Origin of the sequence: Bacillus jepli (assembly GCF_047238305.1) — a bacterium.
Lineage (GTDB): Bacteria > Bacillota > Bacilli > Bacillales > Bacillaceae_L > Ferdinandcohnia.
In genome coordinates, this window is record NZ_JBDFMO010000001.1 from 1,594,727 (window position 1) to 1,610,815 (window position 16,089).

The 16,089-nt window shown below is 34.6% G+C and carries 13 protein-coding genes and 1 riboswitch; of the genes, 9 read left to right on the forward strand and 4 right to left on the reverse strand.

Annotation, left to right across the window (positions count from 1 at the left end):
- The first annotated feature begins 35 nt into the window (after positions 1 to 35).
- Both ABC371_RS07900 and ABC371_RS07905 read left to right on the forward strand, forming a co-directional pair.
- Positions 36 to 725: an N-acetylmannosamine-6-phosphate 2-epimerase gene (locus ABC371_RS07900; protein ID WP_412896294.1), complete on the forward strand. Its 690-nt coding sequence runs from the start codon at positions 36 to 38 to the stop codon at positions 723 to 725.
- Positions 722 to 1,606: an ROK family protein gene (locus ABC371_RS07905; RefSeq protein ID WP_412896295.1), complete on the forward strand. Its 885-nt coding sequence runs from the start codon at positions 722 to 724 to the stop codon at positions 1,604 to 1,606. The genes ABC371_RS07900 and ABC371_RS07905 overlap by 4 nt, the downstream gene beginning before the upstream one ends.
- Before the next feature lie 97 nt (positions 1,607 to 1,703).
- Here the strand turns inward: ABC371_RS07905 and ABC371_RS07910 are convergent, their stop codons facing one another.
- Positions 1,704 to 1,835, reverse strand: coding sequence for a hypothetical protein (locus tag ABC371_RS07910; RefSeq protein ID WP_412896296.1), 132 nt, complete (start codon positions 1,833 to 1,835; stop codon positions 1,704 to 1,706).
- A gap of 21 nt (positions 1,836 to 1,856) precedes the next feature.
- Positions 1,857 to 1,943, reverse strand: a riboswitch (cyclic di-GMP riboswitch).
- 167 nt (positions 1,944 to 2,110) lie between these two features.
- Positions 2,111 to 3,067 carry a polyisoprenyl-teichoic acid--peptidoglycan teichoic acid transferase TagU gene (tagU, locus tag ABC371_RS07915; protein ID WP_412896297.1) on the reverse strand — a complete coding sequence of 319 codons (957 nt, stop codon included), beginning with the start codon at positions 3,065 to 3,067 and terminating at the stop codon, positions 2,111 to 2,113.
- Positions 3,068 to 3,221: 154 nt separating this feature from the next.
- Here tagU and ABC371_RS07920 point away from each other — a divergent pair, with 154 nt between their 5' ends.
- From ABC371_RS07920 to ABC371_RS07945, 6 genes are all read left to right on the forward strand, one after another.
- Positions 3,222 to 5,237, forward strand: coding sequence for a penicillin-binding transpeptidase domain-containing protein (locus ABC371_RS07920; protein ID WP_412896298.1), 2,016 nt, complete (start codon positions 3,222 to 3,224; stop codon positions 5,235 to 5,237).
- Positions 5,238 to 5,387: 150 nt separating this feature from the next.
- A complete protein-coding gene (locus ABC371_RS07925; RefSeq protein ID WP_412896299.1) occupies positions 5,388 to 6,191 on the forward strand; it encodes an SGNH/GDSL hydrolase family protein in 804 nt (267 codons plus the stop codon).
- A 104-nt stretch (positions 6,192 to 6,295) separates the two neighbouring features.
- Positions 6,296 to 9,250 (forward strand): N-acetylmuramoyl-L-alanine amidase, encoded by a 2,955-nt coding sequence (locus ABC371_RS07930; protein ID WP_412896300.1) that lies wholly within the window; start codon positions 6,296 to 6,298, stop codon positions 9,248 to 9,250.
- Between the two features lie 392 nt (positions 9,251 to 9,642).
- Complete coding sequence (locus tag ABC371_RS07935) at positions 9,643 to 10,650, forward strand: LCP family protein (protein ID WP_412896301.1); 1,008 nt, start codon at positions 9,643 to 9,645, stop codon at positions 10,648 to 10,650.
- Between the two features lie 214 nt (positions 10,651 to 10,864).
- Positions 10,865 to 11,845, forward strand: a complete 981-nt coding sequence (locus ABC371_RS07940; protein ID WP_412896302.1) for a glycosyltransferase family 2 protein — start codon at positions 10,865 to 10,867, stop codon at positions 11,843 to 11,845.
- A 46-nt stretch (positions 11,846 to 11,891) separates the two neighbouring features.
- A complete protein-coding gene (locus ABC371_RS07945) occupies positions 11,892 to 12,830 on the forward strand; it encodes a glycosyltransferase family 2 protein (protein WP_412896303.1) in 939 nt (312 codons plus the stop codon).
- Positions 12,831 to 12,911: 81 nt separating this feature from the next.
- On the opposite strand, the gene ABC371_RS07950 is transcribed toward ABC371_RS07945, so the two are convergent.
- Positions 12,912 to 14,348 (reverse strand): oligosaccharide flippase family protein, encoded by a 1,437-nt coding sequence (locus tag ABC371_RS07950; protein WP_412896304.1) that lies wholly within the window; start codon positions 14,346 to 14,348, stop codon positions 12,912 to 12,914.
- A gap of 260 nt (positions 14,349 to 14,608) precedes the next feature.
- On the opposite strand from ABC371_RS07950, the gene ABC371_RS07955 reads away from it, so the two are divergent.
- Positions 14,609 to 15,049, forward strand: coding sequence for a hypothetical protein (locus ABC371_RS07955; RefSeq protein ID WP_412896305.1), 441 nt, complete (start codon positions 14,609 to 14,611; stop codon positions 15,047 to 15,049).
- A gap of 72 nt (positions 15,050 to 15,121) precedes the next feature.
- Here ABC371_RS07955 and ABC371_RS07960 read toward each other — a convergent pair whose 3' ends face one another.
- Entirely contained in the window at positions 15,122 to 16,066 is a 945-nt protein-coding gene (locus tag ABC371_RS07960; RefSeq protein WP_412896306.1) for an LCP family glycopolymer transferase, read from the reverse strand.
- Positions 16,067 to 16,089 lie beyond the last annotated feature (23 nt).

A 16,089-nucleotide genomic window follows, 5' to 3' on the forward strand; every position in this document is an offset into this window, starting at 1 on the left:
TTTTTTCGACTAAATAGTAGATAGGGAGATGTACAGTGAAAAAGGAAGATTTTTTTTTAATCATACATAAACACTTAATCGTTTCTTGCCAGGCGCTTGATCATGAACCACTCCATGGCTCAATGATGATGGCAAAGATGGCCCTGGCTGCAAAAGAGGGGGGAGCCGTTGCGATTCGTTGTAACTCAGCTGCTGATTGTTCAGCAATTAAAGAACAAACAGGACTTCCTGTCGTTGCACTTTTGAAACGGGATTATCCCGACAGCGAAATTTTTATAACAGCTACACTTAAAGAGGTGAAGGAGCTCCTTGCTATAGAGCCAGATGTAATTGCATTAGATGCCACAGTTCGCAAAAGGCCGAATGGGGAAACGTTAGAGGAGTTGGTTAGTTATATACATAAAAAAAGTAATGCATTGGTTATGGCGGACATTGCGACATTGATGGATGCAGATTATGCGATTCGATGTGGTGTTGATATGGTATCGACCACACTTTCCGGATATACCACTGACAGTCCCAAGCTGGATGGACCAGATTTTGAATTGGTGGAGCAATTATGTAAGGTAGCAAATGTCCCAGTCATCGCTGAAGGTAGGATCAGTACTCCAGAACAAGCCCGTAAAATGTTAGAGTTGGGGGCTTGGTCAATTGTAGTCGGAAGTGCCATTACGAGACCACAGCTTATTACTAGAACATTTACTAAAGGTATTTTCGAAGTATGAGAAAGTTCTTAGCATTCGATATCGGTGGAACCCATATTAAGCATGGTATTGTGAATGAGGAAGGAATCATTCTTTCCAGGGGATTAGCAGACACTGAAGCGCATCTTGGAGGTCCAGCTATCATTGAGAAAGTAATAGAGTTAGGTAAATTATTACTGGAAAGTCACACAGTGGATGGGGTTGCAATCAGTACAGCGGGGGTAGTCGATAGTAAATCTGGAAAAATCCTAGCAGCTTCTGATACGATTCCTAATTATGCAGGTGTGGAGATAAAAAAATTAATGAGCAGAGCTTTAGAATTACCTGTAAGTGTACGCAATGATGTTGATTGTGCCGGACTTGGTGAGTTATGGCTTGGAGAGCATCAATCGGAAAATTTTATTGTCTTAACACTTGGTACTGGAATCGGCGGGGCAATTGTCATTAATGGAAAAATGTACTCCGGGCATACCTTTAGTGCGGGGGAATGGGGATTCATGCAAATTGAGGGTGAACCCTTTGAAAAAAACGCTTCAGTAACAGGACTTATTCGTTTTGCGCAGGAATATAAAGAAAATCGAAATTGGACTGGGAAGGAAATTTTTGAACTATATGATAGAGGGGATATTGAGATCAAAAAAGCAGTTGCGCAATTTTATCGATACCTTGCGATTGGCATTTCGAACTTGATCTACATTTTTAACCCTCAGAAAGTAATCATCGGAGGAGGAATTACCACAAGAGGGGAAAGGTTTTTACTAGAAGTAAAAGACGAAATTAAAAAACATCTTAAGCCAAGTTTTTATGAAAATACAGAGATAGTCCTAGCAAGGTTATCCAATCAAGCGGGGCTAATAGGCGCCGTTTATCATTTTTTACACGATGGGACAGAGGTTTTTTGATCCTAACGAAATAAATTCATGCTTTTTTTGGGGTGTGATTAAGTAAGTGTGGAAAAGGGCCCAATAAGAAAAAATCTTATTGGACCCTTTAAACATATTATAAACCATTTGCGAGTAAAGTCGTAGCTGCACTAACTAGAATGGCAAGAACTGGAATAGAAACGTATAAAAGAATTTTATTTCTCTTACGTTTTCTTTCCATTTCTTCTGGTGTAACCCATGTGCTCATTATTCTGTTTTCCTCCTCGTCTTCGGTAGCTGGCTGGCTTTGTCAATTGGACGTTAGCCCCTTTAGCTTTGCGTCACCGACTTTTCAGTGGTTTTGCTATTATCGAACGAATATTACAAATCGATACTATTATCGTCACATTTTGTAGAAATGTTAATAGGTATAAATTACTATTATATTGTTAGTAAATGGTAATTACCGAAAGAATAAAACTGATAAAAAAAGACCGATAAGCTTGTGCTTATCGGCTGTATTGAAAGAGCGGGACAAGGAGCCTATCGCTTTGTTACACTTTCACTTATTTCTAGGTGTTGTTTTAACTTTGCGGATAGCGCTGAACGTTCCTCATCAGGAACGATATAATAATAGATTCCATCAATTCTAGTACCACTACCGGCAATTTGGCTTTGCTCTAGTTTAGTAGAAGCAGCTTTATAGTTTTTTTGAATATCTATCATTTGGTCAAAAGTTAGGTTTGTTTGGATGTTCTCTCCAAATATAGATAGAATATCGCCTGCTTTAGAAAGTGTTGAAAGTGATGCACCTTGCTTTATAACGGCTTGAATAATTTGACGTTGGCGTTCCTGTCGCCCGAAGTCGCCTCTTGGATCCTCATATCTCATCCGTGAATAAGCAAGAGCCTCGTCACCATTTAACGTAATGCTGCCTTCATTAAAGGAATACCCACCAGATGAAAACGCAAATGAATTATTGACTGTGACACCACCAACTGCATTTACAATATCCTTAAAGCTTTCCATATTAACTTGAATATAGTAATCAATCGGAATATCAAGAAAGTTTTCAACTGTATCAATTGCCATTTCAGGTCCACCAAATGCATAAGCGTGGTTAATTTTATCGTCGAATCCTTTTCCGATAATTTTAGTTCTAGTATCACGAGGGATACTTACCATTTGGGTTGATTTTTCATTAGGATTCACAGTGAGAATAATTAATGAATCGGAACGACCACGATCACCTTTTCTTTGGTCAACACCCATTAATAAAATGGAAATCGGATCCTGTTCTTTAAATTCAACAACTTCAGTTCGTTTCGCTGATTTTTCCCTATCAATTGGTTTATGCATAGAAGCAACTGTACTTTCAACCGAATTATATAGGTAAAAAGCATATCCCCCAACAGCGAGTATAAAAATGCCAACTATACTAAGTATACTAACAATCCATTTTTTGGTTTTACTCATTTTTTTCTTTTGGTTTTTCTCCATACATATCTCCCTTTTGTATGAAAATGTAAATACCATATGATTATAGACCTATTTGTAAAAATAGACAATAAATAATCGATAAGTCTCTAAATTTACTATAAAATGTATTATATAGGTAGAAAACATAAAATTGGAAAATAGAAGGTGAAAATAAATGAGAAGGTACATATGGTTCTTTGCGGTTTTTACATTAAGTTTGGGTTTGTTAACTGCATGCAATCAAGACCCTCTTCCGGAAGACAGATTTGAAGCATTTATTCAAGATTGGGAAAAGCAGGATTTCAAAAAAGTATATGATCAATTTTCCACTGATGCAAAAGCAAATGTTCAAAAAGATGAATTTGAAGAGCGTTTTACGAAAATTTACAACGATATTGATGTTCAGAACTTAAAAATCAATTTCAAGGCTCCGGAAGAGGAAGTCAAACCTAATGACAAAGGTGAAGTTGTTTTCCCATATGATCTTTCAATGGAAACAGTCGCAGGTCCCATTGAATTTTCAGAAAAAGTGACACTTGTTTTAGAAGAAAAGGATGACGAAAAAAAGTGGACAATTAGATGGCGACCATCAATGTTCTTCCCTGACATGGAGGAAGGGGATGGGATTGGTATATCGATCTCTTCTCCAACAAGAGGAGAAATTGTCGACCGAAACGGTGTCCCATTAGCTGAAAATGGACTTGTATACGAAATTGGATTAGTCCCAAAAGACCTTGGTGAAGAAAAGGAAAAAACGATCGCTACTGTGGAAGAAATGTTAAAACTTACTTCGGAGTCAATCGAAAAAGCATTAAATGCTTCATGGGTCCAACCTGATTATTTTGTGCCAATTAAAAGACTCTCCTTACAAGAACAGGAGCTCGCTACACAAGTAACCCAACTTAATGGTGTACTATCGAAAAAGGTAGAATCTCGAGTATATCCATTTAATGAAGCAACCGCTCATTTGATTGGTTATATTGGAACTGTAACAGCAGAGGATCTAAAAAAGCTTGAGGAAAAAGGATATTCTACAAATGATGTTGTCGGGAAAAAAGGTCTTGAGATGGTACTTGAAGATCGACTTAGAGGAGAAAAAGGAGCTAAAGTCTACATCAAAAAGGCGAATGATGCCGGTGAAGTTGTTCTTGCTGAAAAGAAAGCTAAAGATGGAGAGACGATTAAATTAGCTATCGATATCGATGTTCAACTTACAGCATATGACCAGCTCAAAGGAAATGCAGGTGCAGCAGCTGCTATCCATCCATTGACTGGGGAAACGTTTGCGCTTGTAAGTAGTCCATCCTTTGATCCCAACGATTTCGTACTTGGAATTTCAACAGAAGAGTGGAATCGATTAAATGAAGATCCACTTAAGCCATTGCTCAATCGCTTTGGTTCAACCTATGCTCCTGGCTCAGCATTTAAACCAATCACAGCTGGTATCGCAATAGAGAATGATGTGATTACACCAGAAACTTCAATTAATATAACAGGTAAGCAATGGCAGAAGGACAGCTCTTGGGGAGGCTATTCGATAACTAGGGTAACGGACCCTGGGAAACCTGTGAACTTAAAGGATGCGCTAGTGTTCTCTGATAATATTTATTTTGCTCAAGCAGCATTAGGAATTGGCGGAGAACGATTCGAAACCGAATTAACCAAATATGGATTTGGTGTGTCGTTTCCATTTGAGTATCCATTATATGAATCGAAAATTTCAAATGAAGGTCTTAAGTCCGAGGTTTTACTTGCAGATACAGGCTATGGGCAAGGACAGCTTGAAATGAGTCCTGTTCACTTAGCCATTTCCTATACACCATTACTGAATTCAGGGAATCTTTTAAAGCCAAAACTCATCCTAAATGAAACGGAAACAGAAGTGTGGAAAGAAAATGTGATATCACCTGAAACTGCACAACTCCTTCTAGACGATCTAGTTCAAGTCGTAGAAGAACCGAATGGTACAGCACGGGATGCAAAAATTGATGGTATTAAGTTAGCGGGTAAAACTGGAACGGCTGAACTAAAGACAAGTAAAGATGAAGCTGGAAAAGAAAATGGGTTGTTTGTAGCTGTCAATACAGAAAATCCAAGTCTATTGGTAGCGATGCTAATAGAAGATGTGAAAAATGGGAGTCATGATGTGACACCAAAGGTAAAAGCCGTGTTTGAATCGAGTCTCAAATAATAATAAAAGCTGACGAATTTCGTCAGCTTTTTCCTTTCTATTTGCAATTTCCGAGGAAATATTACATAAATTACCCATAAAATCCAAAAAATATAGATTTTTATTGTATAATGTAGTAAATTAGTCGTGTTTTGTAAGGGGGTTGAGGATTTGAAAAAAATCCTAGTAATTGTTGTCGTTATCCTTTCATTTGCTGTCATAATTGTAGGTAAGATGCACTGGAATAACAAAATAGAGGCAAGTGCCAGAACAGCTCAGGCCGAAAAGCCAGATGTTCAAATAAAAAATGCTACAGAGGAATATCAAGAAGACAAGAAAAAAGTCGCAAATGTAGAGAAATATTCAAAGAATTTACCAAAGGATATTCAAACAAAGTTAATTGCCGCCGTTCAAAATGGTAAACCAGTTAACCTTGTCATAGCGGGTTCTAGTTCTACACCAGAAGATCCATCTGGATGGCCTACACTATTAAAGAAAGAACTAGAAAATACATATGGTGAGGATCTCTTAAACATAACTATCAAAGAAATTTCCGACAAAACATCAACCCAAGTTTTGCAGGAAGAGTTATATCAAGAAATCATAAGCCTGTCTCCTGATATATTATTACTTGAACCATTTATACTCTACGATAACAGTAAGATTATCTCTATTGATGTAAGGTTAGAAAACATTCATCAAATACTTGAGGCCATAAAAGCTGAATTTGCTGATTTATCTGTCATACTTCAGCCGGCAAATCCATTGCATAATGCAAAGCATTATCCTAAAGAGGTGGAGAGATTAGAAGCTTTTGCGGCAGAAAATAACTTTACCTATCTTAATCATTGGGAAGCTTGGCCAGACTATCAGTCAGATAAGATCGTAGAGTATCTAAATGAAGGGTTGCCAAGCCAAAGAGGTCATAAACTTTGGATGGAGTATTTGGGGAACTATTTTATAGCAAAAGAATAATGGCTGCCTAAGATTCAACTATAAGTTTAAATTATAATCTTAAAAAATACTCATATATAATAATTACAGATAAATAAATAGACAACTAGAAAGGAAAATAAGAAATGAAAGGTTATAAACCTATTTTGGCAATTTTGTTATTAGCAATTGTGATCTTATTTGATACAAGAGTTCAACTATCTGTTTCAGCACAATCAAATGTAAATGGTAGGACATTAGGTTATTTGGATAGCCCAACCTCTGGAGAAATCCTAAAAGGTTTACAAAATATTACCGGTTGGTTTTTGGATGAGATAGGTATAGCGTCAATTGAAGTCTTGGTAGATGACAAGGTAGTAGGTCAGGCAACATATGGAGATGCAAGGCCAGATGTTCAAAATGCATTTCCTGAGTTATATAACGGGAATCCTGGCTTTCATTTTGCACTTGACACAACCAGATATGATAACGGTCAACATTCTATTACAATAAGGGAAATAGCAACAAATGGTCGAATTACTGTACTACCAGCTATCAATGTGACTTTTGAAAATGAAAATCCTATAGGATATATTGATAATCCAGTGGATGGTGCAACATTTACAGGTACTCAAAAAGTAAGTGGTTGGTTTTTAGATAGAAGTGGCGTTGAAAAAATTGAAGTATTGGTCGACGGTAAAGTAGTAGGACAGGCAGTCTATGGAGATGAAAGACCAGATGTAAGAAGCAGTTATCCTGATTTTAATAACTTAAAATCAGGATATCACTACATGCTAGATACAACCCAATTTAGCGATGGTCAACACACTATATCGATAAGAGAAACTGGAAAAAATGGTCAAGTTACAACATTACCTGAGCATAAACTATCAATTGCAAATCTAAGAGGATATCTTGATAATCCATTCTCTGGCGAATCGCTTGCTGGGATTAAACGAGTTTCCGGTTGGTTTTTGGATGCAAATGGTGTGGAAAGTATCGAAGTATTGGTAGATGGTAAAGTAGTAGGACAGGCAGTCTATGGAAATGAAAGACCTGATGTTATAAATAGTTATCCTGATTTTAATAACTTACAATCAGGTTTTCACTACATGCTAGATACAACTCAATTTACCGACGGTCAATACATTATTACAATAAGGGAAATAGGGAAAAATGGCCGTATTGCAACATTACCTGAACAAGAAGTGACCATTACAAATGTAAGAGGATATCTTGATAATCCAATTTCGGGTGCCACATTAACTGGGGAAAAACGAATTTCAGGCTGGTTTTTGGATGGACATGGTGTAGAAAAAATCGAAGTATTGGTAGATGGTAAAGTAGTAGGACAGGCAGTCTATGGAGATGAAAGACCAGATGTAAAAAATAGCTATCCTGATTTTAATAACGGACACTCAGGGTATCACTATATGCTAGATACAACCCAATTTAGCGATGGTCAACACTCTATATCAATAAGAGAAACTGGGGAAAATGGCCAAGTTACAACGTTACCTGAGCAAAAAGTGACAATCGAAAACATTAGAGGATATCTTGATAATCCTATTTCTGGCGCAACACTAACTGGAACAAAACGAATTTCAGGTTGGTTTTTGGATGCAAAAGGTGTAAAGAAAATTGAAGTATTGGTAGATGGTAAAGTAGTAGGACAGGCAGTTTACGGGGATGAAAGACCAGATGTGAAAAATAGCTATCCTGATTTTAATAACGAACACTCAGGGTATCACTTTATGCTAGATACAACCCAGTTTAGCGACGGTCAACACACGATATCAATAAGAGAAACTGGGGAAAAAGGCCAAGTTACAACGTTACCTGAACAAAAAGTGACAATCGTAAACATAAAGGGATATCTTGATAATCCTATTTCTGGCGCAACACTAACTGGAACAAAACGAATTTCGGGTTGGTTTTTGGATGCAAATGGTGTAGAAAAAATCGAAGTATTGGTAGATGGTAAAGTAGTAGGACAGGCAGTTTACGGGGATGAAAGACCAGATGTGAAAAATAGCTATTCTGATTTTAATAACGGGCACTCAGGGTATCACTACATGCTAGATACAACGCAATTTAGTGATGGTCAACACACTTTAGCAATTAGGGAAACTGGTGAAAATGGCCAAGTCACGGTTTTGCCTGAACAAACAGTAACTTTTGCAAATAGCAAAGGATATATTGACAATCTGTTTACGGGTGAAAATCTTGAAGGAAACAAACGAATATCAGGTTGGTTTTTAGATGTAAAAGGAATAGATAGGGTAGAAATATTGGTGGACGGTAAAGTAGTTGGCCATGCGTCTTATGGAGAAGAGAGACTTGATGTACTATACGCTTTCCCGGACTTTAACAATAGAACGTCTGGATATCACTATACATTAGACACAACATTGTTTAGTAATGGTCATCACACCATAACCGTAAGAGGAATAAATAAAACAGGGCGTGTTACAACGTTACCTGGTATAAATGTAATAATTAAACAATCTAGAACTGTATTTTTAGACCCAGGACATGGTGGATACGACCCTGGTGCCATCTCAGCTAATGTTCGTGAGGCAGAGCTGAATTTAGCGGTCGCTAAAAAGGTTGAATCACTCTTAGTAAATCGTGGTTATAATGTTATTATGTCACGAACTAACAATACCTACGTTGGATTATTGGATCGCTCAATAATGGCAAATAGCTTAGCACCAGACATTTTTGTAAGTATCCATCATAACAATGCCGGATCAACAAATGCAAACGGCATCGAAACATATTATTACGAGTACGATTCTAATTATCCACCTAAGATTAATCAAAATTTGCATAATAATATAGAAAGAATTGAAAAGAGTGTGGCACTTTCTAATTTAATTCAACATTATTTGATCGGTTATACTGGAGCAAATAACCGTGGAACAGATGGTGGGGCTTATTCTGTTGTTCGTGAGGCTGCAATGCCCGCTACCTTACTTGAGCTCGGATTTATTAGTAATACACAAGAACGTCAAAAGTTAACCACTGATAATTACCAAAATACATTAGCAAAAGCTATTGCTGATGGGATAGATGAATATTTTAAAATATATAGATAGGCTGTTTTCGACAACTTTGTCGCTTTTGTACCGTTTTTTATAAGACTAGGTAAAAGAACAAAGTAGAAAAGAACTATAAATAAGAGTTTTAAGAAAAAAACAGGGAGTGTCCTAGAGAGTCATACAAAATAAATGTGACATTAATAGGACAGCTCCTTAATTTTTTTCCAAAGAATGACTTTCTATTAATATTGTAAGATACATAGCTTGTGGTAGTTTTTTAAGTTGTAGCTTGGTAAATGGTGTTAGAAATCTTGTTAAACTAAAAAAGTTAGTGGGCACATAACCTTCTGAAAAAGCCATTTTGCGTAGTAATATGATTGTAATTTAATTATTATTAATTAAGTGATATAGTAATTCAGTGGACAAATTATAAAAGTACAGGTGACTTTATGAATAGAAAAATAACGAAAAAAAGAAGAAATAGAAATAAAATTTTGGGAGTTTTATTATTTGTTGTGACTCTACTAGTACTAATTTCTTTTTATATCTTCTATCAATACTATCAGGGATTATCAAATACAAGAAAAACGGAGACTATTACAAATAAGGAAGAAGTAGAATTCAATGGAGCAGAAGTTGAAAATAAACTAGGTAAAGTAAATGTATTATTATTAGGGGTTGATTCAAGAGGGGAGGAAAAATCACGGACGGATACTATTATGATTGCTCAATATGATCCGAAGGAAAATAGGGCAAAGCTAGTATCTCTAATGAGAGACATATACGTTGATATCCCCAATCATAATAGTTATAAATTAAACACAGCATATTTTCTTGGAGGACCCGAGTTACTTAGAAAAACAATTAAAGAAAACTTTGATGTTGATATTCATTACTACGCTTTAATTGATTTTAAAGGGTTTGAAGAAGTAATTGATACATTAGCTCCAAATGGAATCGAAATTAATGTTGAAAAACAAATGTCAGAGTATATAGATGTCGTTCTTGAACCTGGCTTACAAAAATTAAATGGGATGGAGCTTTTACAGTATGCAAGGTTCCGTCATGACGCTGAAGGAGATTTCGGTCGTGTCCAACGACAACAGAAGGTGATTTCGGAATTAAAAGATCAACTATTTAGCATTACCGGTGTTACAAAGATTCCAAAACTAGTAGGAACAGCACAGCCCTATGTAGAAACAAATTTAACAAGGAAAGAAATTACGGGACTTCTAGCGGATGTTTTATTGCATTCACCTGAAACAATTGAAACCTTACGGATACCAATTGATCATTCTTTCGTAGATGCTACCTACGATCATGCAGGGGCTGTCTTGGAAATCGATATGGAAAAAAATGCAGAGGCCTTAGATGAGTTTTTAAATAAACCAGTCGATATTGTTGCAGAAGATGGTATGATCGATGAAGCTTCAAATAAGGAGAGCACCACTGAGTAATTGCTGTTTTTATTTTATTTTTGATCAATGCAATAACAATAAAAAAGTGTGATTAGAAAATCCATATTCTTATATTAGGGTATCCCATGCTTCTTGTTATATTTTTTTCGCTATGGAATAATGATAGAGACTACCGATAATGATTACATTCATTTTTATAGGTAGTTACGTTAAAATTAATGAAAATTATTGTTTCTATTGGAGAGAAAGTATAATGAATCCGAAAATTAGTATTATTGTTCCTGTGTATAATGTTGAAAGCTTTCTTCAGGAGTGTATTGAAAGTATTTTAAATCAGGAGTTTAAGGATTTTGAGCTTATTTTAGTAAATGATGGTTCAACTGATCGAAGTGGAAATATTTGCGACGAATATGAATCCAAGGATAATCGAGTTAAGGTTATCCATAAAGAAAATGAAGGTCAATCTTCTGCGAGGAATAGAGGGATTGATGCTGCCAAAGGTTCTTTTATAGGCTTTGTTGATAGTGATGATTGGGTAAATAAGCAAATGTTTAAAGTCTTGTATTCAAACGCAATCGAACAAAATGCCGATATAATCGCCTGTAATTTAAAAATATTTAGCAAAGATGGAACTAGTCGCCTTTACTATGACAATTCCTCAGATTTTTTATATGATAAAAGATCTGCAATGGAGGAGCTTTATAAAAACGAAAAGCTGACATTTAGCCCGTGTAATAAGATTTATAAGAAAGAATTGTTGACAGATATAAGATTTAAAGAAGGCTCTATTCTGGAAGACATGGACTTCGCTTATAGGATCATTCATCAAGCCGATACCATTTACTATTCAGCTCAAGCATTGTACTACTATCGTTTTAATGAAAATAGTACAATGAGAAAAGTCTTTTCAAAAAAACGACTTGATGAATATGAGATTAGAAAAGATATGTATTTGTTTTATCAGCAACATTATCCTCATATTGCAAATGAAGTTTATGCAGAATGGTTTTTGACAGGCTTGCTCTTATATATAAATATTAAAAAATACTTTAAAGAAGAAACGGCAAAGTACCGCTACTTAGTTCATGTAGATAGGAAGAAACTTAAACCCTTAATCAAGGACAATTATTATAATCCCAAAAAAAGGCTACTATTAAAAATAGCAAATGTATCGCCTAAGCTTCTAGTTGTATTCTACAGCCTATATTGGGATAAGATTAAAAAAGAGCTATGACAGCGTATATTGGTTCTTTTTTTAGCTTTATAGTGGAGTTGACAAAATGATTGCATTTATTATTTTAAATTTTAATACGTGGGAAATGACGACACGATGTGTTGACTCAATCTATTCTACCTGTAAACAAGGCTTTAAAATTTACATCGTGGACAATGGATCAACAAATGAATCGTATCCTATCCTTACAGAAAAATATAAGGACGAAAAAGAAGTAATTGTAATTCAATCTGAAAATCTAGGTTATGCAAGAGGTAATAATATTGGAATAAGGCAAGCAATTAAGGATGGCTACAAAACCATAACAATTGCGAATAATGATGTCATCTTTTTAGAAAACAGTATCGATACCATGTATTCTTTTTTATTAAGTAATAAGGACGTTGGAGTGGCTTCACCATATATTTTATCACCGGAAGGTCATATTCAGAATCTCCCGTTTTTAAAGCCAATCACAACCAAGGATTATCTTCTATATAATACTAAAATCAGTAAGTTTTCATCATCCAAGAAATTCAATGAATATGAAAATAAATATTATTTAAATCCAGACTCAATCCATGATGAACCTATTTCGATCTATAAATTTTCAGGTTGTTGTTTTATGGCCAAAGCGGAAATGTTGGAAGAAGTTGGACTTTTTGATGAAAATACGTTTTTGTACTATGAAGAGGATATTTTGTGTCAAAAAATAAACCTAGCAGGATATGAAGCCTATTTCTTACCAAATTCAAAGATTATTCATCATCACGGACTCACAACCGGAAAAGATAATTTGTTTGTTGATACAGAAATGTTTAAAAGTGAATTGTATTTTCTTTCGAGATATCATAAAATGAATTTTCTAGGACTTCTTTTTATCTATTTGGATCGAGCTGTAACTCCAATCATGAAAAAAACGAAGGGAAAGTACAATTTAACACGAAAAGAATATATTCGTTTTTTGAAAATTACATGGAAGCATTTAATGAAAAACGCTAGGTGAGGATACTTATTTAGTTGATGCCAAATCATTGCACGAAAAAGAGTGTAGACAAAACTTTGTCTACACTCTTTTTTTTTGCACTTAACCCTTAGACGCTAGCTTTTTATTTATCAAAGCTAATACTCTTGTTACCATTGTATCTCTTATTATGATTAAACCAAGTAAATAAGTAATTCCTCCAATAACGATTTGTAAAACAGTTATTATTATCGGGTTCCCACTAAACCAAAAACCTCCCATATAAACAACTCCAAAAACAAACACGCTTAATATGAAGTATTTGCTAAATAAAACAATAAAGTGTCTAATATTAAAATAGTTTCTAGCAAAATACATTTGTATTAATGCTCCAGTGGCTTCTGCAACTAACAACGCGATAGCTGTTGCGGTACTTGCAATATGAAAAACTAAAATACCATTTATAATCAAACTCAAAATAGCTCCGAATGTTATAGAAATACTATATTTATTTTCTTGGTTGGTGGCCACTAATATTTGTATCCCAAATATATTTGCCAGTCCAACAAAGAAAATAACTGGACTAATAATAATTAATAAATGTGTAACGGGGGCAAAATCACTACCCAAAAACCACGAAATAAAATTCGGTGCTACTCCCATTAATCCAAATGTCATGGGTAATGTTATTATTAAGACAAACTGCAATGCGTATTGTATATATTTCTTCATTGATTCTTTATTTCCTTGGGCGAATTCATTCGCCATTCTTGGTAATAGAACGGTACCTAATGAGGTGATGAAGCCTAAAGCAATCCTCACAACTTTATCAGCCTGATTATAAAAACCAACCTCAGTTTCTCCAGATACTTGTCCCAATACAACCCTATTGACAAGAATATATGTTTGTACCATTATTTGTGGTATGAATAAACTTAATATAGGTACAATGTGGGTTTTTACATCTTGAAATTTAACTCTGACAAATCGCACTTCCTTTAATAGTGGAACCCACATGATCAATTGACCAACAAAAAGAGTGATTGCATTTATCATTACATAGATAGTTAAGTCATCAATGTCCTTAACTAGAGTGAAAATCATAATAATACTTACTACACGGACAAGGATATTACGCAATGTTACACTTTTTATTTTTTCTTTCCCTATAAAGTACCAAGAAATATCCAATAGAGATGCGATCAAAGTAAAAATGTGTACAAGGAATAATATTTTATGCTGATCAATTGTGAAAACTAAAATTGAATAAATTGCAACTGTAAGTAGTGATATGCATAATTGTACAGAGTATATTGACCAAAACTCTTTTGAAGTATCATTTTGATTCCCTTTAGTTGCAACTTGACGACTGCCGTATAAAGGAATGCTAAGAATCGCAAAGACAAGAAAAAGCTGCACGATAGATAAGACGTATGCATCGATACCTATTCCTTCTGGTTTTAGTACTCGTGAGACATAGGGGGTAGTGATAAAAGGAGTTAATATTAACAATAATTGATATAGAACTGTATATAAATAGTTTGATATTAATTTGTTCATGTATGTTGTCACCCTTTTGAATCTATCTTTTTAAATTTGGAATAGATTTCGAATTTTACCTTAGCATAAGTAATAAGTATTAACAACGGTTTTTAACTGTTTTATTGTTAGTGGAAAAGTGACTTTTAGCAACTTCCGAGGGATTTTTGAAGGGTAGGGACAAATTTAATAAAGTTACTAAGTTAAAACTATTAAGGCGGAAAATGAATCTACTAATGGTATAATTAGAAGTAAAGAAATAAATTTTGGGGTGCAATTGTATGAAAGAATTAATTACGTTGATTGTGGAGATAGTTAATCTCTTCCATGATCTGTTGATGGATTTCACAAGCGAAATTGGATGGGATTTGACTGATAAAGACCTTCATTTATGGGTAATGGGTATTTTAGGTATTCTTATCTTTTTTATAGTGCAAGTAATATTTAAGTTATTGGCGAAATGGAGTATTACATCTATTTCATTTGTTTATACCTTCACTGTTTTAGTAGTCATTGTTTTTGCAATTGAAATACAACAAAAAATAACTGGTAGAGGAAATATGGAATTCCTTGATGCTGTAATAGGATTATGGGGGTTCCTGCTGTTTTTTACGGCATATATGCTCATAAGGTTAATAGTTTTTGGAGTAAAAAGAACATTAGCTTTACTTAATGTAAAAGATGAAGATAAACGAAAAAGGTCAACAAGGTCTAATCATTAGACATTTATATGTCCAATAAGTTAAATGAAAATCCTGAACCATAATTCTTAGTTCAGGATTTTTTTGATGATATTATTTTATTTCAAGTTCTTGTTTTACTTTTTGAGATACTGCATTTCTTTCTTCCTCAGAAACGAGTTGATAAGATCCCCCATTTATTGTAGTACCAGTGCTTTTGATTTCAAATTGTTCGATATTATGTCTAGCATCAGAGTATTTACTTTGTAAGCCCATCATTTCATCAAACGTTAAATTTGTTTTAATATTGGATCCCAGTACATTTAATATGTCATCAATTTTTGTAACGGAAGTTATATTTGCTCCTTTGTCTATAATTGCAGAAAGAACTTGACGTTGTCTTTCATTTCTTCCAAAGTCACCTCTAGGGTCCTGATATCTCATTCTTACATATCCAAGAGTTTGAGGCCCATCTAAATGGATGATACCTTTTTGATAAACATATCCTGGTTTATAGTAACGATCGTCGATCCATTGTAGAGGATTATCAACAGTAATTCCGCCAACGGCATCCACAATGTCACTAAGTGCTTCCATATTAACTTTAATGTAATAATCAATAGGAACATCTAAAAAGTTTTCCACTGTATTAATCGTCATTTCTGTACCGCCATATACATAAGCATGATTAATTTTATCTTTTATTCCTTTTCCGACAATTGTGGTATATGTGTCACGTTGAATATTAAACATTGTCATTTTATTAGTGTCTGGATTAACCGTGGTAATAATAAGTGTATCTGTTCTGCCTACATCTCCTTCTCTTTCATCAACACCCATTAAGAGAAATGATACAGGTTGTTTTTTATCAATAGAAACGTCTTCAACACGTTTCTCGGATTTTTCCCTTTCTAATGGTTCATGCATTTGTTCAGCAGTATTTGATACGGAACTAAATAAATAATATCCATAGCCTAAAACTGCAAGTAACATTAGAAGTAATATATATATTATTATTTTAAATCTTCTTTTTTTCTTTTTTTTAATTTCCTGCCGCATAATTTACCTTCTTTCAATCCTAA

Bases quoted from the DNA above. Each gene is read 5' to 3' on its own strand.
- ABC371_RS07905 (WP_412896295.1), top strand. From the start codon at position 722: ATGAGAAAGTTCTTAGCATTCGATATCGGTGGAACCCATATTAAGCAT.
- ABC371_RS07910 (WP_412896296.1), bottom strand. From the start codon at position 1,835: ATGAGCACATGGGTTACACCAGAAGAAATGGAAAGAAAACGTAAGAGA.
- tagU (WP_412896297.1), bottom strand. From the start codon at position 3,067: ATGGAGAAAAACCAAAAGAAAAAAATGAGTAAAACCAAAAAATGGATT.
- ABC371_RS07920 (WP_412896298.1), top strand. From the start codon at position 3,222: ATGAGAAGGTACATATGGTTCTTTGCGGTTTTTACATTAAGTTTGGGT.
- ABC371_RS07930 (WP_412896300.1), top strand. From the start codon at position 6,296: ATGAAAGGTTATAAACCTATTTTGGCAATTTTGTTATTAGCAATTGTG.
- ABC371_RS07935 (WP_412896301.1), top strand. From the start codon at position 9,643: ATGAATAGAAAAATAACGAAAAAAAGAAGAAATAGAAATAAAATTTTG.
- ABC371_RS07940 (WP_412896302.1), top strand. From the start codon at position 10,865: ATGAATCCGAAAATTAGTATTATTGTTCCTGTGTATAATGTTGAAAGC.
- ABC371_RS07945 (WP_412896303.1), top strand. From the start codon at position 11,892: ATGATTGCATTTATTATTTTAAATTTTAATACGTGGGAAATGACGACA.
- ABC371_RS07950 (WP_412896304.1), bottom strand. From the start codon at position 14,348: ATGAACAAATTAATATCAAACTATTTATATACAGTTCTATATCAATTA.
- ABC371_RS07955 (WP_412896305.1), top strand. From the start codon at position 14,609: ATGAAAGAATTAATTACGTTGATTGTGGAGATAGTTAATCTCTTCCAT.
- ABC371_RS07960 (WP_412896306.1), bottom strand. From the start codon at position 16,066: ATGCGGCAGGAAATTAAAAAAAAGAAAAAAAGAAGATTTAAAATAATA.